Annotated in this window: 20 protein-coding genes; 14 read left to right on the forward strand and 6 right to left on the reverse strand. The window is 34.2% G+C overall.

Translation table 11 applies throughout. The features are described from left to right. Positions 1–40: 40 nt before the first annotated feature. Entirely contained in the window at positions 41–472 is a 432-nt protein-coding gene (locus AC4FQX_RS07365; RefSeq protein WP_491167036.1) for a TerB family tellurite resistance protein, read from the reverse strand. Positions 473–650: 178 nt separating this feature from the next. Between AC4FQX_RS07365 and AC4FQX_RS07370 the strand changes: the two genes are divergently transcribed. From AC4FQX_RS07370 to AC4FQX_RS07380, 3 genes are all read left to right on the forward strand, one after another. Next, positions 651–1,238, forward strand: coding sequence for a HupE/UreJ family protein (locus AC4FQX_RS07370; RefSeq protein ID WP_491167037.1), 588 nt, complete (start codon positions 651–653; stop codon positions 1,236–1,238). Positions 1,239–1,317: 79 nt separating this feature from the next. Then, on the forward strand, positions 1,318–1,746 hold the full coding sequence (locus tag AC4FQX_RS07375) for a deoxycytidylate deaminase (RefSeq protein ID WP_491167038.1): 429 nt from the start codon (positions 1,318–1,320) through the stop codon (positions 1,744–1,746). Between the two features lie 3 nt (positions 1,747–1,749). Next, complete coding sequence (locus AC4FQX_RS07380) at positions 1,750–3,321, forward strand: S41 family peptidase (protein WP_491167039.1); 1,572 nt, start codon at positions 1,750–1,752, stop codon at positions 3,319–3,321. A gap of 175 nt (positions 3,322–3,496) precedes the next feature. Here the strand turns inward: AC4FQX_RS07380 and AC4FQX_RS07385 are convergent, their stop codons facing one another. Beyond that, positions 3,497–3,697, reverse strand: coding sequence for a hypothetical protein (locus AC4FQX_RS07385; RefSeq protein ID WP_491167040.1), 201 nt, complete (start codon positions 3,695–3,697; stop codon positions 3,497–3,499). Between the two features lie 60 nt (positions 3,698–3,757). Next, the gene (locus tag AC4FQX_RS07390; RefSeq protein ID WP_491167041.1) at positions 3,758–4,333 is read right to left on the reverse strand and encodes a MarC family protein; all 576 of its coding nucleotides are present in this window, start codon (positions 4,331–4,333) and stop codon (positions 3,758–3,760) included. A gap of 181 nt (positions 4,334–4,514) precedes the next feature. Here AC4FQX_RS07390 and AC4FQX_RS07395 point away from each other — a divergent pair, with 181 nt between their 5' ends. The 9 genes from AC4FQX_RS07395 to AC4FQX_RS07435 all read left to right on the forward strand — a co-directional run bounded on the left by AC4FQX_RS07395 (position 4,515) and on the right by AC4FQX_RS07435 (position 13,259). Then, on the forward strand, positions 4,515–5,081 hold the full coding sequence (locus AC4FQX_RS07395) for a DUF3109 family protein (protein ID WP_491167042.1): 567 nt from the start codon (positions 4,515–4,517) through the stop codon (positions 5,079–5,081). A gap of 254 nt (positions 5,082–5,335) precedes the next feature. Then, entirely contained in the window at positions 5,336–6,313 is a 978-nt protein-coding gene (locus AC4FQX_RS07400; protein WP_491167043.1) for a ribonucleotide-diphosphate reductase subunit beta, read from the forward strand. Positions 6,314–6,408: 95 nt separating this feature from the next. Next, positions 6,409–8,778 (forward strand): ribonucleoside-diphosphate reductase subunit alpha, encoded by a 2,370-nt coding sequence (locus AC4FQX_RS07405; protein ID WP_491167044.1) that lies wholly within the window; start codon positions 6,409–6,411, stop codon positions 8,776–8,778. A gap of 188 nt (positions 8,779–8,966) precedes the next feature. Then, positions 8,967–10,307, forward strand: a complete 1,341-nt coding sequence (locus AC4FQX_RS07410) for a deoxyguanosinetriphosphate triphosphohydrolase (protein WP_491167153.1) — start codon at positions 8,967–8,969, stop codon at positions 10,305–10,307. A 340-nt stretch (positions 10,308–10,647) separates the two neighbouring features. After that, the gene (tssD, locus tag AC4FQX_RS07415) at positions 10,648–10,884 is read left to right on the forward strand and encodes a type VI secretion system tube protein TssD (RefSeq protein WP_491167045.1); all 237 of its coding nucleotides are present in this window, start codon (positions 10,648–10,650) and stop codon (positions 10,882–10,884) included. A 116-nt stretch (positions 10,885–11,000) separates the two neighbouring features. Beyond that, positions 11,001–11,828 (forward strand): hypothetical protein, encoded by an 828-nt coding sequence (locus AC4FQX_RS07420; RefSeq protein ID WP_491167046.1) that lies wholly within the window; start codon positions 11,001–11,003, stop codon positions 11,826–11,828. Continuing rightward, positions 11,806–12,309 carry a hypothetical protein gene (locus AC4FQX_RS07425; RefSeq protein WP_491167047.1) on the forward strand — a complete coding sequence of 168 codons (504 nt, stop codon included), beginning with the start codon at positions 11,806–11,808 and terminating at the stop codon, positions 12,307–12,309. Before AC4FQX_RS07420 ends, AC4FQX_RS07425 begins: the two co-directional genes overlap by 23 nt. A 39-nt stretch (positions 12,310–12,348) precedes the next feature. Next, positions 12,349–12,681 (forward strand): hypothetical protein, encoded by a 333-nt coding sequence (locus AC4FQX_RS07430; protein ID WP_491167048.1) that lies wholly within the window; start codon positions 12,349–12,351, stop codon positions 12,679–12,681. Between the two features lie 131 nt (positions 12,682–12,812). After that, positions 12,813–13,259 carry a hypothetical protein gene (locus AC4FQX_RS07435; RefSeq protein WP_491167049.1) on the forward strand — a complete coding sequence of 149 codons (447 nt, stop codon included), beginning with the start codon at positions 12,813–12,815 and terminating at the stop codon, positions 13,257–13,259. A 181-nt stretch (positions 13,260–13,440) separates the two neighbouring features. Here AC4FQX_RS07435 and AC4FQX_RS07440 read toward each other — a convergent pair whose 3' ends face one another. Together AC4FQX_RS07440 and AC4FQX_RS07445 are read right to left on the reverse strand one after the other, a co-directional pair. Continuing rightward, a complete protein-coding gene (locus AC4FQX_RS07440; RefSeq protein WP_491167050.1) occupies positions 13,441–14,391 on the reverse strand; it encodes a DUF3078 domain-containing protein in 951 nt (316 codons plus the stop codon). A gap of 45 nt (positions 14,392–14,436) precedes the next feature. Beyond that, entirely contained in the window at positions 14,437–16,203 is a 1,767-nt protein-coding gene (locus AC4FQX_RS07445; protein WP_491167051.1) for a 1-deoxy-D-xylulose-5-phosphate synthase, read from the reverse strand. Positions 16,204–16,241: 38 nt separating this feature from the next. Between AC4FQX_RS07445 and AC4FQX_RS07450 the strand changes: the two genes are divergently transcribed. Then, a complete protein-coding gene (locus tag AC4FQX_RS07450) occupies positions 16,242–16,691 on the forward strand; it encodes a nucleoside deaminase (protein WP_491167052.1) in 450 nt (149 codons plus the stop codon). A 31-nt stretch (positions 16,692–16,722) separates the two neighbouring features. Here the strand turns inward: AC4FQX_RS07450 and AC4FQX_RS07455 are convergent, their stop codons facing one another. After that, the gene (locus AC4FQX_RS07455) at positions 16,723–18,024 is read right to left on the reverse strand and encodes an ammonium transporter (RefSeq protein WP_491167053.1); all 1,302 of its coding nucleotides are present in this window, start codon (positions 18,022–18,024) and stop codon (positions 16,723–16,725) included. Positions 18,025–18,660: 636 nt separating this feature from the next. Here AC4FQX_RS07455 and AC4FQX_RS07460 point away from each other — a divergent pair. After that, on the forward strand, positions 18,661–24,210 hold the full coding sequence (locus AC4FQX_RS07460; RefSeq protein ID WP_491167054.1) for an alpha-2-macroglobulin family protein: 5,550 nt from the start codon (positions 18,661–18,663) through the stop codon (positions 24,208–24,210). Positions 24,211–24,287 lie beyond the last annotated feature (77 nt).

Consider the following 24,287-nt stretch of genomic DNA (forward strand, 5'->3'; position numbering starts at 1 on the left):
TTTTAACTTTTGACATTGGGCTTTCGACAGATTGTATAGTCTATCTGTTCATATGTTGCATTTCGAATACAAAAGTATCCAGATCCACATTCTGTACCAGAAGAGATAAAGCTTTATCAACAATGTAACTTACATTTCCCGGAGTAAATCCAAGAGCTAAAGCAAATTTTTGTAAAATTTCTTTTTGTTTTGGACCTAAATAGTGGTCTGTATATACCATTCTTGACAGATCATATAAACGCTCCAGTCTGTGAATGTATAAGTAAGGAGGGTTAATAGGGTATTTTAAAGGGTTCTCTAAAATTTCTTTATACTCCTCATCAGATATTTCCAACTGTTTTGCCAGTTTGTTCAAAAAAGCTTTTTCCTCGATACTTAGTTCTCCGTCGGCAAGAGCCACACGTACAATAGAAGAGAAATGACCTTTGTTTCTGTTCTTGAAATCGTTATCAAATAAATCTGAGAATGACATAGTTATTGTTTTTACGTACAAATATAAATCTATTTGAATTCGTTTCTAAATCTAAGAGTAAAACTTTTGAAGAAAAGAGCTTTATTGTTCTTCTAATTTAGATTGTTTACAGAAGAAACGAATTATTTTTTCAAAATAAATTGTAAGTTTGACATTCTTTAAAACTCAATTAGTTATTATGTCAGATTTTTGGATGTATTTTAATATCGGTTTAAGACATGTTTTAGACATTAAGACCTATGGACATGTTTTATTTTTAATAGGATTAACGATTCCCTATGCTTTTAAAGACTGGAAAAGGGTTTTGTTACTGATAACCATTTTTACTATAGGTTTTCTGTTATCCCTGATGTTTACTGTTTTTGGACTAGTTGCGGTAAAATTAAGTCTGATCAACTGGCTGATTCTGATTACTATTTTAGTAATAGCTTTTTTTAATTTGTTTACAGCAGGAAAATCTTCCAAAAAAGAAAGTATCAGTATAATTGCTTTTATAACTTTATTTTTCGGGATTATCCATGGATTAAGTTATTCTGATTATTTCAATACGATTACCGGTGGAAATTCCACTAACAAAATATTATCTCTGTTAGAATTCGCTTTAGGAGTTGAAGCAGCCCAGATTTTGGTAGTATTTATTGTTTTAGTAATTTCCTTTATTGTACAGACTATTTTCAGATTCTCTAAACGAGATTGGGTTTTAGTAATGTCAGCCTTTGTTATAGGTGTAGTATTACCAAAGATTGTTGAAAGTAAAATTTGGTAAAAGATTAACTATAATAAATTCTGTTCAGGAGAAAACCATGGTATTTTAGTTGGCTGGTAGTAAAGTTTTTAATAAATAGATGAATACAAATAAATTAAATAAATATGATAAAGCTTATTTACGTATTGCCAAAGAATGGGGGCAGCTATCCTATTGCAAGCGTAAAAAAGTAGGAGCGATTATCGTTAAAGATCGTATGATTATCTCAGACGGTTATAATGGAACACCTTCCGGTTTTGAAAATTGTTGTGAAGATAAAGAAGGGTTCACAAAATGGTATGTTCTTCATGCAGAAGCAAACGCAATATTAAAAGTAGCCTGTTCCACACAATCTTGTGAAGGGGCAACATTGTATATAACCCTTTCACCTTGTAAAGAATGCAGTAAACTAATCCATCAGTCCGGTATAAAAAGAGTGGTGTATTGCGAAGGTTATAAAGATACTTCAGGGATTGATTTTCTGGAAAAGGCAGGAGTTGAAGTGGAATGCATTTCGGATTTACAGTAAAAGATGAAAATGAAGCAGAAATATTTTCCGATAATTGTTTTCTCTGCCTTAGCAGTAGGCATTGTTTTAGGTGGTATGCTTAATTTCCCTGTAAAGGTTTCCGGTTTTTCTTCCAATGTAAGTAAAAATAAACTTAATAGATTAATTGACTTTATTGAAAATGAATATGTTGACAGTGTCAATACTGATTCGATTATTGATCTGACTGTAAATAATATTTTAGGACAGCTGGACCCTCATTCCGTTTATATAGCAAAAAATGAAGCCGAGGGAATAGCACAGAGTATGAAAGGTGACTTTGTGGGTATTGGAATTAATTTCTATATGTACAAAGATACACTAGCTGTGATCAGAGCAGTTGAAGGAGGACCTTCTGAAAAATCAGGTATCATATCAGGGGACAGAATTTTATCTGCGGATAATGATATTCTTTTCGGACGGAAACTGCCCACAGACAGTTTATTTCCTAAACTAAAAGGAGCTAAAGATTCAGAAGTTGTTCTGACCATTTTTAGAAAAGATGAGAATAAAACCCTTAAGATAAAAGTAAAACGAGATATAGTGCCAATCAAAAGCGTAGATATAGCTTTAATGCTAGATCAGAAGGTAGGATATGTCAAGATCAATCGTTTTGCAGAAACAACTTATAACGAATTTAGAAAAGAGCTGATCAGATTAAAAGAACAAGGGATGAAGGAGCTGGTCATCGATGTCAGAGACAATGGAGGTGGTTATCTGGATAAAGCAGTAAAAATTGTAGATGAATTATTAGAAGATAAAGCTCTTATTGTATTTACAAAAAACAAGAATCAAAATATTGAGAAAACATTTGCTACTAAAGATGGTCTGTTTGAAAAAGGGAAAGTATATATTCTGATCAATGAGAATAGTGCCTCAGCAAGTGAGATTCTGGCAGGGGCGATCCAGGATAACGACAGAGGCGTTGTCGTGGGAAGACGTTCTTTTGGGAAAGGACTGGTACAGCGTGAAATGCCTTTAGGTGATGGTTCCGTAGTGCGTCTGACCGTTTCCAGGTATTTTACACCAACAGGTAGATCTATTCAGAAACCATATAAAGAAGGTACAAAAGAATATTATAATGATTTTACCCATCGATTTGAATCAGGAGAATTATATGCTGCAGACAGTATTAAGATTTCAGATACTTTAAAGTTTAAAACTCCTAAAGGTAAAGTAGTATATGGTGGAGGAGGTATTGTTCCTGATATTTTTGTTCCTCTGGAAGGAAAACACGGAGAGGAAGCATTATCCTTTTTAATGCAGTCCGGTGTAGTTGGATATTTTGTTTTCGAACAATTGGATAAAGACAGAAAATTATTTTCAGATATTGATTTTGAACAATTCAGATTCAATTTTGAGAAAAAAGATCTGTATTACAATAACTTTAAAAAATATCTGAAAGCAAGCGGTTTATATATTGCTGTCGATAAGAATAAAAGTTTAGTGAAAAGATATCTTTTAGCAGAATTCGGCAGACAGTTGTATGGAGAACAATACTATTACCAGACCGTTCTGAAAGAAGATCCAATGATCAAAAAAGTGTTGGAGGAGTAAGTAGAAAGATTAGTTTACAGTATTCAGTTTCAGTTCTCAGTATGTTAACGTGACGAGCCACAGGTTGAATGTTAGAAAGTCTGAATGTTACCGAAAAGCAAAGACATTTCATAGATAACATTTTACCTTTCATAAAAAACGATCAACGATCAATTAAAAACTACCAACTATTCCGCTATTGATTTTTTATTTTTTCGTCTATTACTTTAGATACTCTGAATATCAGTAATATTAATATAGCACAGAAAGAAGCAACAACACCAATTAAAGCAACTAGACTTTCCCCTTCAAATAAGTTATTCAGGTCAAGTAAGGTAATATTAAAAATTATTAAAGCAAATGCAATAACAACCAAGACGTAAGTAAAAACTTTCATAATAAATGATCTGTTTTTTTATAAAAAAATTAATTTTCGGTGAAAATAATAAATTATCAGTTAAGCAAACAGACCTTTAACGTTTGCGGCAAATAATTTAACAGCAATTGCCAGAAGGACAACACCGAATACTTTTCGAATTACACCCAACCCATTTTCCCCAATGATACGTTCAATTTTTGCAGATGATTTAAGAACAATATATACTAGTAAAATATTGATAAGAATAGCGACTATGATATTGATAGTTTGAAATTCGGCTTTTAATGATAATAGCGTAGTCATTGTTCCCGCTCCTGCAATTAAAGGAAATGCAATTGGGACAATAGATGCAGTACTGGGTTCTTCATCACGATATAACCGAATACCCAAAATCATTTCCAGGGCTAAAAAGAACAGAACAAAAGAACCTGCAACAGCAAATGAGTTAACATCAATACCTATTAGATTCAGTATTTCATTTCCGACAAAAAGAAAGGCAATCAATATAATTCCTGCAACAATGGATGCTTTTTCAGACTGAATATGACCTACTTTAGCTCTGAGATTGAGGATAATGGGAATACTTCCTATAATATCAATTACGGCAAAAAGCACCATTCCAACTGTAAAAATCTCTCTTAAACTAAATTCCATACCCTCTGTTTTATGTAACAAAATTATACATTTTTGTTATATTCAGCTAATCAATAACTAATTTTTATTATAGTATATATGCATTGAGATAAAATTTTAAATAAAAAATCTTTTTACAGGAGTTCGATCACCTATATTTTTTTCATTTTCAGAACTCTGAAACTTTGATTACCTTTGCAAAATGTTTCAACTAGGAAAAACCATAGTCTCAGAAGAGATTTTAGAAAAAGAATTTGTATGCAATTTATCTGCATGCAAGGGAGCTTGTTGTGTTGATGGCGATGCCGGTGCTCCGTTAAGTAAAGAAGAAGCCGATATTCTGGAGAATATTTATCCAAAAATAAAACCATTCCTGAGAAAAGAAGGAATTGAAGCTATTGAAGCACAGGGAACCTGGGTAAAAGGTTTTGATGGTGAACTGGAAACCCCATTAATTGGAGGAAGAGACTGTGTTTACGTTATTTTTGATAAAAAGACCGCACTTTGTGGTATAGAACAAGCCTATAATCAAGGCATTGTTGACTGGAAAAAACCCGTTTCCTGTCATTTATATCCTATCAGAGTAAAGGATTTTTCTGATTTTGCAGCTGTTAACTATGATAAATGGGATATTTGTGACGATGCCTGCTCTTTAGGCAAAGAATTAGAAGTACCCGTTTATAAATTTGTCAAAGAAGCTCTGATCAGAAAATTTGGAGAAGATTGGTATATGGAGTTGGAAAAGATCGCTCAGGATCTCAAAAAATAGATTGTTCAAAACTGTCGCCTAATAAAAGACATAACTACCTGTTTTATTGCACGTTTACTTTTTTCGTTGTTTTTAAACAGCTGTAAATCAGGCTTTTATTTTTTGTTTAAAATGATTTTTCAAAAATCATTTTGTTAAAAACTCAAGGCAATTGTGAATAAGTTTGGCTTTCTTTTGCGATTAGAAATTACAACCTTTGTAGTAGAAGTAATTGTATGTTTTTAATTTCATAACACAATAAAAGTCAGAAAGATATGTCTGTATTAGAACCCATTTTACAAGAAAACAAAAACAGATTCGTTATTTTTCCTATAAAACACCATGATATATGGGAGTGGTATAAGAAAATGGAAGCTAGTTTTTGGACTGCAGAGGAGATCGATTTACATCAGGATCTATCAGACTGGACTAATAAATTAAGTGATGATGAAAGATATTTCATTAAACACATATTAGCCTTTTTTGCTGCATCAGATGGAATTGTTAACGAAAACTTAGCCGAGAATTTTGTTAACGAAGTACAATATGCAGAGGCGAAGTTCTTCTATGGTTTCCAGATTATGATGGAAAATATTCATAGCGAAACCTATTCCCTGTTAATTGATACCTATGTGAAGGATGAAGTAGAAAAAGATCAGTTGTTCAGAGCAATTGAAGTATTTCCTGCTATTATGAAAAAAGCATCATGGGCTCTTAAATGGATTGAATCCGATTCTTTCGCAGAACGTCTGATCGCTTTTGCTGCCGTAGAAGGTATTTTCTTTTCCGGAGCTTTCTGTTCTATTTTTTGGCTAAAAAAACGTGGTTTAATGCCTGGACTTACTTTTTCCAATGAATTAATTTCCAGAGACGAAGGTGTTCATTGTGATTTTGCTGTACATCTACACAATCATCATCTTATTAATAAAGTACCAAAAGAAAGAATCAGAGAAATTCTTATAGATGCTTTAAAGATTGAAAGAGAGTTTATTACAGAATCACTTCCTGTAAGTTTAATAGGAATGAATGCAACTTTAATGACACAATATCTGGAGTTTGTAACAGATCGGTTATTGGTGGAGTTAGGATGTGAAAGAGAATATAATTCCTCCAACCCTTTTGATTTTATGGATATGATATCCCTTCAGGGAAAAACAAATTTCTTTGAGAAACGTGTATCCGATTATCAAAAAGCAGGAGTTTTAAATTCCGATGGAGAATCTCAGAAAATTAGTTTTGATGCTGATTTTTAATTAAGAATACCGAAAATACTTTCCCCCTATAAGAATTTTTAGTATAGGGTTTAATTTCAATAATCCCATAAAGTTAAACCTAAATTTGTAAAGCTATGTTTGTAGTAAAAAGAGATGGACGCAGAGAGCCGGTAATGTTTGATAAGATTACGGACAGAGTAAAGATATTGTGTTACGGACTGAATGATCTTGTAGATCCGGTCAAAGTAGCAATGAGAGTAATAGAAGGTTTATATGACGGTGTGACAACCTCCGAGCTGGATAATCTGGCAGCAGAAACAGCTGCTTCAATGACAGTTACACACCCCGATTATGCGCAGTTAGCTGCCAGAATAGCGATTTCCAATTTACATAAAAACACCAAAAAATCGTTTTCCGAAACCATGTCAGATATGTATCATTATGTGAATCCCAGAACCAATCTGGAGTCTCCTTTGCTTGCAGATGATGTGTATCAGATTATAATGGAGAACAGTGATTTTTTAGATTCTACTATTATCTATAATAGAGATTTTAATTATGATTATTTTGGTTTCAAAACATTAGAACGTTCCTATCTTTTAAAGATCAACGGAAAAATAGTAGAAAGACCACAACATATGTTAATGCGTGTTGCAGTAGGGATTCATTTAAATGATTTGGAGTCTGTCGTAGAAACCTATGAGTTGATGTCTAAAAAGTTCTTTACGCATGCAACACCAACGCTTTTCAATGCAGGAACACCAAAACCGCAAATGTCATCCTGTTTTCTATTAACAATGAAAGATGACAGTATTGACGGTATTTATGATACTTTAAAACAAACCGCAAAGATTTCCCAGTCAGCCGGAGGAATCGGATTAGCGATTCATAATGTAAGAGCAACAGGCTCCTATATTCGCGGGACGAATGGAACATCAAACGGTATTGTACCGATGCTGCGTGTTTATGATATGACTGCCCGTTATGTAGATCAAGGAGGCGGAAAACGCAAAGGAAGTTTTGCGATTTATGTAGAACCATGGCATGCCGATATTTTTGATTTTCTTGATTTGAGAAAAAATCACGGTAAAGAAGAAATGCGTACACGTGATCTGTTTCTGGGAATGTGGATTTCCGATCTGTTCATGAAGCGTGTAGAAGAAGACAGTACTTGGACTTTAATGTGTCCAAATGAATGTCCCGGTTTATATGATGTTTATGGAGATGATTTTGAAAAACTGTATCTAGAATATGAAGCAGCCGGAAAAGGAAGAAAAACTATAAAGGCGCGTGAGGTCTGGGAAAAAATATTAGAATCTCAAGTAGAAACCGGCTTACCTTATATGTTGTATAAAGATGCAGCAAACAGAAAATCAAACCAGAAGAATTTAGGAACCATTCGTTCCTCTAATCTATGTACAGAGATCATCGAATATACCTCACCCGATGAAGTAGCAGTATGTAATCTGGCTTCCATTTCATTACCAATGTTTGTCGAAGACGGTAAGTTCAACCATCAGAAATTATATGATGTTACAAAACGGGTAACATTCAATCTGAATAGAGTAATTGACAGAAACTATTATCCCGTAAAAGAAGCGGAAAATTCAAATGTACGTCACAGACCAATCGGTTTAGGAGTGCAGGGATTAGCAGATGCTTTTATTTTGTTAAGACTGCCTTTTACAAGTGATACTGCTAAAAAGCTGAATCAGGAAATCTTTGAAACATTGTATTTTGCAGCAGTTACAGCCTCAATGGAAATGGCAAAAATAGAAGGAGCTTATTCTAGCTTTAAAGGATCTCCGATCTCTCAGGGAGAGTTTCAGTATAATCTCTGGGGTTTAAAAGATGAAGAATTAAGCGGTCGTTGGGATTGGGCAGCACTAAGAAAAGAAGTGATGGAGCACGGCGTGCGCAACTCATTATTACTAGCACCAATGCCAACAGCGTCTACTTCCCAGATTCTGGGGAACAACGAAGCTTTCGAACCGTATACTTCTAATATTTATACAAGAAGAGTACTGTCAGGAGAATTTATTGTTGTGAACAAACATTTACTGGAAGATCTGGTAAATCAGGGACTCTGGAATGAGAGTTTAAAACAGGAGATTATGCGTGCCAACGGTTCTATTCAGCATATTGATGCCATTCCGCAGGATATTAAAGAACTGTATAAAACCGTTTGGGAAATGAGTATGAAAGATATTATCGACATGTCTCGTCAAAGAGGTTATTTCATAGATCAGTCTCAGTCTCTGAATCTGTTCATGGAAAATGCCAATTTCGCAAAATTAACATCAATGCATTTCTATGCATGGAAATCCGGTCTAAAAACAGGAATGTATTATTTAAGAACAAAAAGTGCCGTAGATGCTATTAAGTTCACTTTAAATAATGATAAAAAAGTAGAAGAAACCCCGATGGAAGTAGACGAATTCAAAGAAATGTTGCTAAAAGCACAAACAGCCGATCCTGATGATTGCGAAATGTGCGGATCATAATACGATTAAATTACGTTTCAAAAGTAGCTGTCCCGTTTCGTGGCAGCTATTTTTGTAAGGATAAAGATCAATTAACCATTCAATGTGCTTTTTGTTTATCAAAATGTAATTATATTTATACTTTTAATGAAATAGACGGAGAATAATAAATAAGAGAGACAAGAGTCATCTAAATACTTATAACAATGATGCAGTGGGAACAATTACTGTCTTTGAAAAGACACGGAGATAAAAATAAAAGATTAAGAAAAGAAGAGGATGATACCCGATTGGGTTTTGAAGTAGATTACGATCGTATTATTTTTTCTTCCGCTTTTAGAAGTTTGCAGGATAAAACACAGGTAATTCCATTATCAAAAATTGATTTTGTTCATACAAGACTGACCCATAGTTTAGAAGTTTCCGTAGTAGGACGTTCAATAGGGCGTTTAGTAGGGAAAAAAATAATTGAAAAATATCCCCATCTTCAGGAAGTACACGGATATCACATGAATGATTTTGGTGCCATTGTTGCCGCCGCCTCATTAGCCCATGACATCGGAAATCCCCCATTTGGGCATTCCGGTGAAAAAGCAATAGGCGAATATTTTAAGAATGGAGGAGGGCAGCAGTTTAAAGGTAAGATCACAGATAAAGAATGGCAGGATCTGATCGATTTTGAAGGAAATGCCAATGGATTTAGTGTGCTTACCGCAGACCGTCCCGGAATTGAAGGAGGATTACGTATTTCATATGCCACCTTAGGTGCCTTTATGAAATATCCAAAAGAATCACTACCTAAAAAACCAACCAAAGCCATTGCAGATAAAAAATATGGCTTTTTCCAGTCCGATAAACATTTCTTTCAGGAAGTTGCACAGGAATTAGGAATGATACCCAATAAATCAGGAAATGATATCGGATATGAAAGACATCCGCTGGCATATCTCGTAGAAGCCGCCGATGATATATGCTATACCATTATTGATTTTGAAGACGGAATAAACCTGGGTCTCGTACAAGAAGAATTTGCCTTAGAATTTCTAATCAAATTAGTAAAAGATAATATCAGAGGTAAGTATAATAAATTGACCACAAAAGAAGATCGAATAAGCTATTTGAGAGCACTTGCTATCGGAACTCTCATTAATGATGCCGTAAAAGTATTTGTAGAGAACGAAGAAACGATTTTAAAAGGGCAGTTTCCCTATTCTTTAACCGATAAGAGTCAGTTTAATGCACAGATGAATGATATTATTAAACTCAGTGTTGATAATATCTATCAGAGCCGTGAAGTCGTAGAAAAAGAATTAACAGGCTATAAAGTAATTGCTACTTTACTCGATAAATTTATAACTGCCTATAATAATGATTTTGAAGGACAGGCAAATAATTATGATAAGCTGGTATTAAAACTGTTACCCGAAAAATTCAGACCCGAAAAACAAAATCTGTACGATCGCTTACTGAATATCTGCCATTTCGTATCGATGCTTACTGATGGAAAAGCCCTGATCTATTATAAAACCATTACCGGAAGTAATAATTAAGGTTGTTGGTTGTTGGTTGTTGGTTTTCGCTCTACGAAGTCGGAGACTTCGTAGCCGTGATTGAAGGTCTCCTGACCTTCCGGAGTAATTATAACAAAAAGAAATTTCAGATTCAGAGTCTCAAAGCAAACAACTTTGTTTGTAAGCTATTTTACCTTTGACTCCCTGACCTTTTTAGGATTAATAATAGTATTTACAGAAAAACGCTTGAGATAAAAAAATCTTTATTTTTTTATCTCAAGCTCTTGTGTTTGCTTTTTTGGTTGTATATTTAAAAAATGATGTTTTTGTATAAAAAACATTACTTATACCATAATAACAATTAAAAAACAAATAAAGAATGTCATTTTTAGCAAAACTAACCATTGATAATAAAGTATATACAATATTAGATTATGATTTTCAATGGAATCAAACCGTAGATATTACAGAGTTTCCGAATGATATACCAAGAGGAGGAAAAATACAAGTTACCGTAGAAAGCAGCGCAGACACTAGTTTTATGGACTGGATGGTTTCAACATCAGATACGAAAGACGGAACGATTACTTTAACAAAGAGCAAGGAGCAGAACTGAAAGTATTCCATCACAACCGCTTTCGATGGTTTGATGCAAAAAAGGTTCATGAACAAGCAGAAAAAAGAGTCACAGAACCTTGGAGAATTCAGCAAGAAAAATCATCCTTATGCGGTATGGCAGCTCTTTACTATATTCTGGCTCAAAAAGACCCTAAAGGATATGAGAAATTAATCAAAGAATTATTTAGAGCCGGAACCTATACCTATAATGGTTATACGATCCAACCCCATAAGCAGGCGTTAGAGATGTATAATATGAATCCTGCTAGTGCAGATTATGAAACCGTAGATATGCCGTATGCAGACTGGATTGTACTGGCAACTACCCGAAGCAAAGAAAGTAGTTTTTTCGGTGCTCTAGTTTATAAAGGAATAGAAGATGGAAGTTATGACCAATTCAAAGCCGTAAGTTGGCCACGACTCATGACACGATTAACCAAAGAACTTATAGGGTACAATACAGTAAATGCAATAGGTTTAAATGAGTTGTTAATCCAACAAAAAAAGAGATCCATAGGCAGTAAACTCTATGATCACTTTTCAAATAGTGATCTGGAACATTTACAGGATATAGAACGGAAATATAAAGAAGGTAAAAAAATCATTATGATGATAGATGCCCAGATGATAAAAGGAAAAGTTAGTTATAAATACAAAGATATTGCTAATGAATCGCATTGGGTAGTTTATGAAGGGGGATTGAAATTCTTTGATGAAAAAGAAAATATTACTACTGATTTAAATCAGGCAAAAAAAGTGACTTTTAAAATCTTTACCTGGGGTTATGATCCGGAAACCGGATTAAATAGTAAGAAAGAAAAAGCATCAAAAAGAAACATTTTGATTTATAAAAAAAATGATTTTATTTTTAATAATAATGAAAGAAAAATATCATCCAAATCATTTAAAAGTACTTTTTATGGATATATTGAAGCTTATTAGTTTAACTATATTTTGTCAACTTTTTTTAAGTTGTTTTGAAAAAAAATGCAATGAATATGCAACAACTTCAATTGAGATATTTGAATGGAATAATAATCCTATACCAAAAAAAGGAAAGATTGAAACGTATAAAAAAGGAAGTTCTTATAAAATCCCACTAAAAGGAAAATATTCTAGCATTAGTATAAGTGGCTCAGGAATTCAAGATAGTAATGAAAGTATTTTGGTCTCTATTTATGATTCTGATTTTTTTTCATTTGAAATTAATTCAAAAAAAGATTATAGATTAATACTAGATGATACTTTAATTTATAATATTTCAGATATTCAAACAATATTAGAAGTAGATTCCTCTCATCATACAATGGGGGGGGCTGTAAAATCATGTGTCATAGAATCTATGATTATAAACGATCAAATGATAGAGAATCCTGAAGTATTACGATTTTCTAAAAATATAGGAAAAGTAATTAAAAAGTAAAAGGTGGAATTGAGGTTAAATCATTTAAAAGTACTTTTTATGGCTATATTGAAGCAAATTAGTGTCATTTTATTTTGTCTTTTCGTTTTAAGTTGTGGTAAAAAAAAATACTATAATGAAGAAATAGGTTTTATTTCTTTAGAAGAATGGAATCACAAATATTTACCAAAAACAGCTATAATGGAAATGTATACAAAAGAAACTAATTTTAAAGTTCTGGAAAAAAAAGATTCTATAGTTTCTTTTGATACTATTTCTAATTGTTTGTATGTAAGTTTTAAATCTTTAAAAAATTTCCCAATCGATAAAGATTATATTTTTATAGTTGATAATATTAAATATCAAATATTTATTGGACAAAAGATACAGTGAAAGCAGGCTCATATAGCTGGAGAATAAGGACATTTGTTGACAGTTTAAAAATAAACGGAAAGATGTATAATGCTAATTTTAGTATTCCTAAAGAAGCAAGAACAGATTAAAATCATTCAAAAGCACCTTTTATGGATATATTGAAGCAAATTAGTGTCGTTTTATTTTATTTTTTGAGTGTTGGTTGCAATCAGCACGTTAAAGAAAGTGATCTTTGTAACCTGGAAAACACTCTGAATAAAAATTCAATTATTTTCGATGGATTTAAAAAAATGAAATTTAAGAGAATTATTTTTCAGGATTTAAATGATGATAACAATAATTCTATCTGGAATAGTCCAAATATTAAAGAAGATTTTACAACTTTAGCCTTAGATAAAAAAACAATATCAATTATACAAAATGGCTGTTGTGTTATTATAAATGATAGTATAGAATATAGAATTACTGATATAAAAACAAGAAATATAGAACGTTGGTCAATGTTAGGTTCTAGAGGTTTTTTGTGTGAATTAAAACAATATAAACTAAATGATTCTTTAATAAAGGACTCTACTCGTATTTATATTTATAAATAGTTTTATAAAGTCTAATATATCTAAAAATCATAACTGATTGATCTGGTTTGAGACACAAATAGTTAGAAATTACTTTAAAATTGTGATATGTAATTATACGGAGCCGGTTATATAAAAATAAAATAACGATTAAAAAAAAGAATATTATCAAGAGATATTTTTCAAACAAAATGACCCTATATTAAAAAGTATACGTTAATCCAACTCCCAGCATTTGTTTTAACTGAATTCTGGGGCCTAAAGTAATCTGTTCTCCATCTCTTTCATCCTTCGCCTTAATATCATCATCATACATAATATGAATACCGATGTTAGCTTTCACATATTCATTAACTACCAGATCCAGTTGCGCCTGCCAGTCGACATCAATATTACCAAAGTTATTTACATAATCTGTATACAGACTCAGTCTGTTTTCATAAATAATATTTTTAAAAATTTCTGCTTTCCAGTAGTTAGTAACTAAAATACCTACTTCCGTTCTGGTTCTTCTTCCTTTTCTCAGTAGATTACCCGCATCATCATAAGTAGCTTTTGTAACCCCAAAAGCACCCTGATTAGCCAGTCTGTCACTTAATACCAGCGTTGTTTTTTGCGTTAAAGGAGACAGGTAAAAATTCAGATCGTTTTTTTTGTCGATATATTCAGCACCAACCCCTAAGAATACATAAGCAGGAGCAAATAATTTTGATATTGCCAGATCTGTGTTAGGATAAGCATAACCATTAGTGAACTGTGTGTTGAAATTGAATTTAGCACTATGATACCATTTTGATAAAGTATCATTTCTGTAACCAAAAGTAGAATTTACCTGAAGTGCATCATCCGTTTTTCTCAGTTCCCGTCCATCCTGTTTATTAATTCCGTATCGGATAAGCAATTCATTGTTCCAGGTCATATTTTCTTTTTCATACTTTCTGGAGAATTTCCCTTTCAGTAAACCCGATACAGAACTATTACCACCCACGCTCCAGTTAACAAGAGCAATTTCACTCAGGTCAAAGCCCACCTCATTTTTGTTTTTCCAGTTACTTATTGTATCCGAATCAGGAGCCTTAACAATGATTTGAGAATAAGAGATTTGAGAGATTAATACTAAAAATAATCCAATATAAAATGAGAACAATTTCATAAGCGTAAAAAGTGGTATAGATTAAAGAGAGCAAAAGTCTAAAAATTATAGAGAAGAAAAAATATCTTCGAGACTTTTAACATCTATATTGCAGTATTCTTGTAGGTTATCAACCGTTCCATGCTCAATAAATTCATCAGGAATCCCCAGAGTGATTATTTTATTAGTATAACCATTTGCAGTAGCAAACTCCGTTACAGCACTCCCAAAACCACCCTTAATCGTGCCGTCCTCTATCGTTACCACTGTTTCGAACGAATTAAAAATAGTGTATAATAACGATTCGTCCAGAGGCTTTACAAACGGAAAATCATAATGTCCTATAGTATTGTTTTTCAGATGATCCAAAGCTTTCATTACATTATTTCCAATAGTTCCGTTCGATAAAACAGCCGTCTTAGAGCCTTTTTTCAGGCAATAACCCTTACCGATCTCGATTTTTATAAAAGGTTGCTGCCAGTTTATAGTTACTCCACGACCTCTTGGATATCGAATAGCGATAGGAAGCTCTAATCCTAACTGAGCAGTATATAGAATATTTCTTAAATCTATTTCATTCAGTGGCGCATAGATGATGATATTGGGGATACAACGTAAATACGCCAGATCAAACACACCGTGGTGTGTAGCTCCATCCTCTCCAACCAGTCCCGCTCTGTCCAGACAAAAGATAACAGGCAGTTTTTGCAGCGCAACATCATGTATCACCTGATCATAAGCCCTTTGCAGAAAAGTAGAGTAAATATTACAGTATACGATCATTCCCTGCGTTGCCATTCCCGCAGAAAGAGTAACAGCGTGCTGTTCCGCAATTCCTACATCAAAAGCCCGTTTCGGAAACACATCCATCATAAACTTAAGAGAACTTCCCGAAGGCATTGCAGGCGTAATACCTATTATTTTTTCATTTTTTTCCGCTAACTCAACCAGTGTCAGTCCAAAAACGTCCTGATACTTAGGAGGCAGATTTTCTTCCGATTTTGGAAGAATCTCACCCGTAATTTTATCAAACTTACCCGGAGCATGATACTTTACCTGGTCCTCCTCCGCCTGTTGCAACCCTTTTCCTTTCGTAGTAATAAGATGAAGGAACTTAGGACCTTTTTTATTCTTTAATCGTTTCAGTTCCCTGATTACAGCAAAAATATCATTCCCGTCAATCGGTCCCGAATAGTTAAAGTTAAGTGATTTTATCATGTTGTTCTGACGTGGGTTTTTACCCTCCTTTACAGCCGTCAGATAATTTTTCAGCGCACCCACACTCGGATCAATCCCGATAGCATTATCATTTAAGATTACTAATAAATTAGCATCCGTAACCCCCGCATGATTCAGTCCCTCAAAAGCCATTCCCGATGCAATCGATGCATCCCCGATAACTGCGATGTGCTGTTTATCATAATTCCCCTTTAAATTAGAAGCAATAGCCATTCCCAGAGCTGCCGAAATAGAAGTAGAAGAATGTCCCACTCCAAAAGTATCATAAATACTCTCACTTCGTTTTGGAAAACCACTGATACCTCCCATTTGTCGGTTCGTATCAAAAACAGAAGCCCTTTCCGTCAGAATCTTATGCCCATATGCCTGATGTCCAACATCCCATACCAGCAAGTCTTCCGGAGTATTGAAAACATAATGTAAAGCTATTGTCAGTTCCACCACTCCCAGACTCGCGCCTAAATGTCCTTCCTTAACAGAGACAATATCAATAATAAATTCACGCAGTTCAGCAGCAAGCTGAGGTAACTGAGATTCTTTCAGTTTTCTCAGATCAAATGGATTTTTAATATGTGGCAATACTTTTTCAGACATAGAACAAATGTACGAGTTGATATTGTATTTTTGTAACTATGGAAAACATTTTTGATGATACTTACTTTATGAAAAAAGCCCTGCACGAGGCAGAGACTGCTTTTGAAAGAGGAGAAATACCTGTAGGAGCCGTTGTGGTAGTAAATAATATCGTTATTGCCAGAGCCCATAATCTGACAGAAACGCTGAACGATGTTACAGCACATGCCGAAATGCAGGCAATAACCGCAGCAGCAAATTATCTGGGAGGGAAATATCTTAAAGACTGTACCCTATACGTTACCCTCGAACCCTGTCAGATGTGTGCAGGAGCATTATACTGGAGTCAGGTTTCAAGGATCGTTTTCGGAGCGCGCGATGAACAGAGAGGATTCATAACAATGGGAACACAAGTACATCCCAAAACACAAGTTGTTCAGGGTGTAATGGAAAAGGAAACCGCAGAGATTATGAAACGTTTTTTTACCGATAAAAGAAAAAAATACTAGATCAGGATTCTGTTTAAATTTTAAAACAGAATCAATCATCAGTATCAGAACCATACACTTCATCATGCTGACTTCTGTCAAGACCCATACGTTCACTTTTTTCAGAAACCCTCATTTTAAATATTTTATCCGTTATCCAGTAAAGACCATAAGACATTATAAAAGAATAAAGTATTACAAGCGTTATAGCCAGAATGTGGTTGAAAAAGATAGTATATTCCCCGTCCAGAAGTCCCTTTACAAAGATTCCGGTCAGAATGGTTCCCAGAATACCTCCAACACCGTGTACAGGAAATACATCCAGTGTATCATCCAGAGAGGATTTGTTTTTCCGGTGTACCGCGATATTACAGACTATTGCCGTGATAAACCCAATGAACATACTTTCGCCTATGGTAACATAACCGGCAGAAGGCGTAATACCTACCAAGCCCGCAACAGCTCCGACAGCAGCACCCATTGCCGACATTTTGTGCCCTCTCAAACCGTCAAAAAACAACCAGGTAAGCATGGCAACAGCAGAAGCCGTATTGGTGTTTAAAAACGCTTTTACAGCAACTCCGTCCGCAGCAAGAGCAGAACCCGCATTAAATCCAAACCAGCCGATCCATAACAGAGCCGTTCCCAATAGTACAAAAGGAATATTAGCAGGACGATGTTTTATTTCCTTTCTTCTGCCTAAAAACAGTGCTCCGGCAAGCGCCGCAACTCCCGAAGAAGCATGTACAACAATGCCTCCCGCAAAATCAAGTACTCCCATTTTTTTAAAAAGTCCGTCAGGATGCCAGGTACAATGAGCTAAAGGGATATATACAATAAAAGTGAATAATATCATGAAAATAATATAAGAAGAAAAGCGTACTCTTTCCGCAAAAGAACCCGTAATCAGTGCCGGCGTCAGAATAGCGAATTTCATCTGGAACAGAGCGAATAAGGCAAGAGGAATAGTCGGAGCTAACAGAGCATGAGTACTGACACCAACATCTTTAAACATAAAAAACGTTCTCGGATCGCCTATTATCCCTCCAATATCATCTCCAAAAGTAAGGCTGAACCCTATAACAACCCAGAGAATACTGATTACCCCCATAGCAATAAAGCTTTGTAACATAGTAGAGATCACATTTTTTGGTCGTACCATTCCTCCATAAAAAAAGGAAATTCCGGGAGTCATTAACAGAACCAGAAGAGCTGCAGTAATCATCCAGGCAACATCTGCTGAATTGATATTGGGATCTTTTTTTGTAAAAAGATTACTGTTCTCAGGAAAGAACAATCCCAGTGTACTGATAATAAAAATAATGCTAAACGGAAGGATCCAACGTGTTTTCATAAGCAGATTCTTTATAGTAAGTACTCTTAAATGATTTATATAGTATTAATGTTTTTTTGATAGAAAATATGTAACTCCTCTCACATGTTATTGATGTTTTAAATAGAATAATCCTAGTTATCTCTTAGTCTACACAAATATAATTAAACAGAATATTGTTTATGTTATAAAATATTCAAAAATAATAATATTTTGTTACGAAATAATTAATTTTACTAAAAAAGATATGCTGTCTGGAGAATTAAAAAAGATATTACAAGAAATATCTGTTAGTAAAATAGTAGAATTTTAAAAAACCGGTAGAAGACTATATCTTCTAATGATTAATATGAACTAAATTTTTACAGTTATAGGTTGTATTTTTTAAGAAGTCAAGAAAGTGATGCGGTTAAATTATAATTAATACTGTAATAAGAGTTGGTAATTTGTTAATTCATGACAATTGTTTACTTTGTTTTTGGGTAATTACAAGATAAAAAAGACAGAATAAGAATATATAGAATTTTGTAATTAATTTCTGAAAATATATTATATTTAGTGGCTAAATTAAAAATAGTTTATTAAATCTACTTTCGTAAAGATTTAATAAATTATAGTTTTAAAATTTTCTTGTGTCATCTTAAAATACCCAAAATAATGAAAGTAAAAAAACTACTACAATTAGTCTTTGTTTTCTTAATTATTCAATCCTGTGGAAATAAAAAATCCGCTGCGGACTTTAATTCTGATGTCTCATTATATAAAGATTATATTTCCAGTTTTACTTCCGGAATAATTTCTTCTAAAGCAGATATACGAGTTGCTTTGGCTTTTTATAATAATGACTGGAAAGTAAATGAGGAGTTAGATAAAAATTTATTTTCCATTAGTCCGGGTATTAAAGGAAAAGTAGTAGCTCTTTCTAATAATACCATATCTTTTCAGCCTGAAGAGAAATTAAAACAAGATACAGAGTATCAGGTAACCTTAAAGCTTTCTAAATTGATAGAAACAAAAAAAGGATTATCTGAATTTAATTTTACAGTAAAAACGATCAAACAGGATTTTGTTATTGTTACACAGGATTTACAATCCTATAACAGAGACTGGCTTTATCTGAATGCAGAGATAAAAACAAGTGATATTGTTGATATTGCAACTGCTAAAAAGCTGGTTACTGTAAAACAGAACGGAAAAACACTACCTCTAAAGTTTGATGCTCAGATTACTTCGGCAACAGAATTCAATTTTATTATTGACAGTATTCAGCGTACAATAGAAGATAGCAAAATACAAATAGAGTGGAATGGAAAACCTTTCGATATAGATCAGAAAGGAACAACAGACTATGAGGTTCCCGGAAAAAACAATTTTAAAGTTGTAAATGTTGAGGTAGTAGATAACGGAAATCAGTCTCTGGTAATTAATTTTTCCGATCCGGTTAAAAAGGGACAAAATTTTAAAGGATTAGTAGCTATTGAACAAGCGAAGAACTTAAAATACAGTACAGAAGGAAACTTATTGAAAGTCTTTTTTGAAGAGCCTCTGAAAGGAGAATTATTAGTAGAGGTTTTTCAGGGAATAGAAAGTATAGATGGATTTAAATTAAGAGAAACCTACAAGGAAAAAGTATCCTTTGAGCAAATAAAACCGGGAATAAAATTCCTGAAAAATGGTACGATATTACCAAGCTCAAGCAATTTGAAAGTAAATTTTGAAGCAGCTAACCTTAAAGCAGTTGATATAAAAATTTATAAAATATATCAGAATAATATCCTTCAGTTTTTACAGGATAATATCCTGAATGGTAGTTATAATCTGAGAAAAGTAGGTTTACCGATTAAAAAAACAACATTACAGCTCGTTCAGAATAAATTAGCCAATTACAGCAAATGGAATGCTTACGCCATTGATCTGGCAGATATTATAAAACCGGAGCCCGGTGCGATCTACAGAGTGGAATTATCCTTTAAAAAAGCCTATTCCTTATATAAATGTGATATTGATGCAACAACAGAAGATCCGATAACAGAAACAGAAGATGAAGAGGATAGTGAATTCAGTGGTGACAGTAGTGGAGATAGTTATTATGAAGAAGGAGACTATTATGAAGAAGGTTACCATTACTATGATGATTATGACTGGAGAGAAAGAAAAAACCCATGTCATAATACCTATTATTATGAAAAAAACAACACTAAAATAGCAACAAATATTCTTGCTTCTGATTTAGGTGTTATTGCTAAAAAAGGACAAGGAAATTCTTATTTTTTTGCAGTAAATGATATTATTACAACCAATCCTGTTCAGGGAGCTTCAATTGATCTGTATACCTATCAGCAACAAAAAATAGCAAGTTTTACAACCGGTCAGGAAGGAACCGTTTCCTGTGATCTGGAGAAAAAAGCATTCTTTGCGATCGTAACAAAAGATAAAAACAGCACTTATATCAAGTTAGACGAAGGACTGTCTCAGTCCGTAAGTAACTTTGATGTTTCAGGAAATCAGCTTCAGAAAGGATTAAAAGGGTATTTATATGGCGAAAGAGGAGTATGGAGACCTGGAGATACATTGTATCTGTCTTTCATGTTAAATGATATTGCCAGCAAATTACCAAAAACACATCCCGTAAAACTGAGATTATCCGATCCAAACGGGAAACTGGTAAAAGAACTGGTACAGAAACACAATGACCAGAATCATTATAAATTTGTTGTAACGACTGATGATAATGCACCAACAGGTAACTGGGAAGCCGTAGTAAGCGTAGGAGGAGCAAAATTTTATAAGAGTATAAAAATCGAGACTATTAAACCCAACCGATTAAAAATCAAAAACGGTTTTAACGGTAAAGTGTTATCTTCTTCTAAAAATACAGCACAATTAGAAGTTGCGTGGTTGCATGGAGCCGTTGCACGAGATCTGAAAGTAGAAATGCAGGCGAAGTTCACACAACAGAGAACCACTTTCAAAGGATATGATAAATATGATTTCGATGATCCGACAAGACAGTTCAGTACTGAAGAAGTAAATGTTTTTTCAGGTAAAGTAGATAATGAAGGAAAAACATCCGTAAGTATTGATCCGAGAATAAATGGACAAGCTCCCGGAATGTTAAAAGTAGCCTTCATTACAAAAGCATATGAGAATGGAGGAGATTTCAGTACAGATGTAATTACCGCAACCTATTCACCGTATTTGACTTATATCGGGGTTAAATCACCTGAACCTAATAAATACGGAATGCTTGAAACAGGAAAAATGAATCGTTTTGATATTATTTCAGTAGATGAAAATGGAAAACCTAAATCCGTTAAGAACTTAGAAGTAAAAGTATATAAAGTATCCTGGAGTTGGTGGTGGGATGCCTCCAATAATAATTTATCCAATTATAATTCATCCAGTACAGTCGTTCCTTATAAAGCCTATAAGATCAATACAGATACATCCGGTAAAGGAAGCGTTCAGTTTCAGGTTTCAGAAAGTGACTGGGGAAGATATCTGATCCGGGTTTCCGATCCTAACGGAGGACATGCCACAGGTAAGACCGTGGTAATTGACTGGCCTATCTGGTCCGGAAAAACAAAAAGTAACGATTCCGGAACAGCAAATATGTTGGTTTTCACAACCGATAAAACAAAATATAACGTAGGAGAAAAAGCAAAAATATCTTTTCCTTCAAGCGGAGGAAGCAGAGCGTTGATTTCCGTCGAGAACGGAACACATGTTGTTGAAACACTGTCGGTAACCACTAAAAAAGGAGAAACTCAGGTTGAAGTACCGATTACTTCAAAAATGGCACCTAATGTATATTTCTATATCACATTATTACAACCACATGCCTCAACATTAAACGATTCCCCTATCAGAATGTATGGAATTCTGCCAATAGAAGTAGAAGACAAACAGACCATTTTAGAACCTGTAATTACAATGCCGGAAGTATTGCGTCCTGAGCAGACTGTAAATATCAATGTTAAAGAAAAAACAGGTAAACCGATGACCTATACAATTGCTATTGTTGATGATGGTTTACTAGATCTGACCCGATTTAAAACACCAAACGCATGGAACGGATTCTATTCCCGAGAAGCACTAGGCGTAAAAACCTGGGATGTATACGATGATGTGATCGGAGCTTACGGAGGAAAAATAAACCAAATATTCAGTATTGGAGGAGATGAAGATTTGGGCGGAGGTCAGGCTAAAAAAGCAAACCGATTTAAACCCGTTGTAGTTTACCTGGGACCTTTCGTTTTGGATAAAAATAAAAGTCAGACACATAAAATTAAAATACCTAAATATGTTGGTTCAGTAAGAACAATGATTGTTGCAGGAGATCCAAAAATAAGTGCTTATGGTAGTGCAGAAAAAACCACTCCGGTAAGAAATCCGCTGATGGTTCTGGCGTCATTACCGAGAAAGATTTCTCCATCAGAAAAAGTAACCATTCCCGTAACCATTTTTGCAATGGAAAAACAGGTTAAAAACGTTTCATTACAGATCAAGACGAATAACGGTCTGAAAGTAGTAGGAAGTACAAGCCAACAGCTTTCCTTTGCGCAGCCCGATGAAAAAATGGCTTATTTTGATTTAGAAGTAGGTGATCTGATAGGAATAGGCAAAGTAGAAGTAATCGCAACATCAGGAAAAGAGAGAGCCTCTTTTGAAGTTGAAATAGATGTGGTCAATCCGAATCCTATAAGCTATGATTATAAAGAAATCGTACTGGAACCCAATCAGACTAAGACCATTTCATGGGAAACATTCGGAGTAAAAGGAAGCAATAAAGGAAACCTTGAAGTATCCTCATTCCCTTCCATTGACTTTAATAAGCGCCTGGATTATCTGATACAGTATCCTCACGGATGCCTTGAGCAGGTTACATCCGGTGTATTTCCTCAGTTATATCTAAATGATATTATTGAAATAGACGCAAAACGCAAACAGGATATTCAGAGGAATGTAACAGCAGGAATCCAAAAGCTGGCAAGTTATCAGTTAACAGGCGGTGGATTTAGTTACTGGCCTGGAAATACCACAGCCAACGACTGGGGAACATCCTATGTGGGACATTTCTATTTAGAAGCAGAGAAAAAAGGATATGTGCTACCAGTTGGCTTCAAAAATAAATGGATACAGTATCAACAACAAGAAGCAAAACAATGGCGATATATAGCACAATATGGTAACGATTTTGCTCAGGCATATCGTTTATATACTTTAGCCTTAGCCGGTTCTCCTGATCTTTCCTCAATGAACCGATTAAGAGAAACCGTTGGTATCTCTAACGAAAGTAAACTGAGATTAGCAGCAGCCTATGCTCTTGCAGGACAAAAAACAGCCGGTCTGAATTTACTGAATCAAAGTAAAATAGATGTAGAGAACAGCAGATACCAATACTATTACTACGGTTCAAATGCAAGAAACCGAGCGATGGTATTAGAAACATTAGTTCTTCTGGGACAAAAAGAAAAAGCACTGGCAGAAGCAAATAAAATAGCAAAAGACCTTTCCAACGGAAACTGGATGAGTACACAGACCAGCGCTTACTGTTTATTTGCAATGTCTAAATTTGCAGCAGTAAACGGCGGAAAAGGAATCGATATAGCCTACACATTTGCCGGAAAAACGGAGACAGTTAAAACAACAAAAACCTTTAGTGACAGAAGTTTAGTCGTTAAACAAGGTGCAAATAGTATAACTCTTAAGAATAATAAAGACAATACTATCTATGTTAAAGTACTCAACAGCGGAATTTTACCCGTTGGAGAAGAACATACCGTTGCCAAAAACTTAAATGCAGCAATAGTATTTAAAGACAGAAAAGGAAATATCATTAATACGAAGACCCTGACACAAGGAACTGAATTTGTAGCTGAGGTAACCATAAGAAATACTACAGTAGATTATGTAGAGAATGTTGCTTTAACTCAAATCATACCTTCAGGCTGGGAGATCGTAAATATGAGATTTACAGATTACGGTAGCTTTGGAAATAACAAAGCAGATTATATTGATATTCGCGATGATCGTACCTATTTCTATTTCGGATTAAGAGGAAATGAAACAAGAACATTCAGAATATTGCTTAATGCGTCTTATTTAGGCGATTACTATCTGCCGGGTGTACAATGCGAAGCGATGTATAATAACTCCTACATGGTAAGAACAAAAGGAGAATGGGTAAAGGTTATTAAAGAATAAAGTAATTTAAGATGTAAATGTATAGTTTGCCGGATCTTTAGGTCTGGCAGACTTGTTTCTTCAAAAATACAAAGAGA

The sequence above is a fragment of the Flavobacterium sp. AK-301 genome (assembly GCF_058310215.1).

Bases quoted from the DNA above. Each gene is read 5' to 3' on its own strand.
- AC4FQX_RS07400 (WP_491167043.1), top strand. From the start codon at position 5,336: ATGTCTGTATTAGAACCCATTTTACAAGAAAACAAAAACAGATTCGTT.
- AC4FQX_RS07455 (WP_491167053.1), bottom strand. From the start codon at position 18,024: ATGAAAACACGTTGGATCCTTCCGTTTAGCATTATTTTTATTATCAGT.
- AC4FQX_RS07450 (WP_491167052.1), top strand. From the start codon at position 16,242: ATGGAAAACATTTTTGATGATACTTACTTTATGAAAAAAGCCCTGCAC.
- AC4FQX_RS07425 (WP_491167047.1), top strand. From the start codon at position 11,806: ATGGATATATTGAAGCTTATTAGTTTAACTATATTTTGTCAACTTTTT.
- AC4FQX_RS07370 (WP_491167037.1), top strand. From the start codon at position 651: ATGTCAGATTTTTGGATGTATTTTAATATCGGTTTAAGACATGTTTTA.
- AC4FQX_RS07365 (WP_491167036.1), bottom strand. From the start codon at position 472: ATGTCATTCTCAGATTTATTTGATAACGATTTCAAGAACAGAAACAAA.
- AC4FQX_RS07375 (WP_491167038.1), top strand. From the start codon at position 1,318: ATGAATACAAATAAATTAAATAAATATGATAAAGCTTATTTACGTATT.
- tssD (WP_491167045.1), top strand. From the start codon at position 10,648: ATGTCATTTTTAGCAAAACTAACCATTGATAATAAAGTATATACAATA.
- AC4FQX_RS07380 (WP_491167039.1), top strand. From the start codon at position 1,750: ATGAAAATGAAGCAGAAATATTTTCCGATAATTGTTTTCTCTGCCTTA.
- AC4FQX_RS07445 (WP_491167051.1), bottom strand. From the start codon at position 16,203: ATGTCTGAAAAAGTATTGCCACATATTAAAAATCCATTTGATCTGAGA.
- AC4FQX_RS07420 (WP_491167046.1), top strand. From the start codon at position 11,001: ATGGCAGCTCTTTACTATATTCTGGCTCAAAAAGACCCTAAAGGATAT.
- AC4FQX_RS07405 (WP_491167044.1), top strand. From the start codon at position 6,409: ATGTTTGTAGTAAAAAGAGATGGACGCAGAGAGCCGGTAATGTTTGAT.
- AC4FQX_RS07435 (WP_491167049.1), top strand. From the start codon at position 12,813: ATGGATATATTGAAGCAAATTAGTGTCGTTTTATTTTATTTTTTGAGT.
- AC4FQX_RS07430 (WP_491167048.1), top strand. From the start codon at position 12,349: ATGGCTATATTGAAGCAAATTAGTGTCATTTTATTTTGTCTTTTCGTT.
- AC4FQX_RS07410 (WP_491167153.1), top strand. From the start codon at position 8,967: ATGCAGTGGGAACAATTACTGTCTTTGAAAAGACACGGAGATAAAAAT.
- AC4FQX_RS07385 (WP_491167040.1), bottom strand. From the start codon at position 3,697: ATGAAAGTTTTTACTTACGTCTTGGTTGTTATTGCATTTGCTTTAATA.
- AC4FQX_RS07395 (WP_491167042.1), top strand. From the start codon at position 4,515: ATGTTTCAACTAGGAAAAACCATAGTCTCAGAAGAGATTTTAGAAAAA.
- AC4FQX_RS07390 (WP_491167041.1), bottom strand. From the start codon at position 4,333: ATGGAATTTAGTTTAAGAGAGATTTTTACAGTTGGAATGGTGCTTTTT.
- AC4FQX_RS07440 (WP_491167050.1), bottom strand. From the start codon at position 14,391: ATGAAATTGTTCTCATTTTATATTGGATTATTTTTAGTATTAATCTCT.
- AC4FQX_RS07460 (WP_491167054.1), top strand. From the start codon at position 18,661: ATGAAAGTAAAAAAACTACTACAATTAGTCTTTGTTTTCTTAATTATT.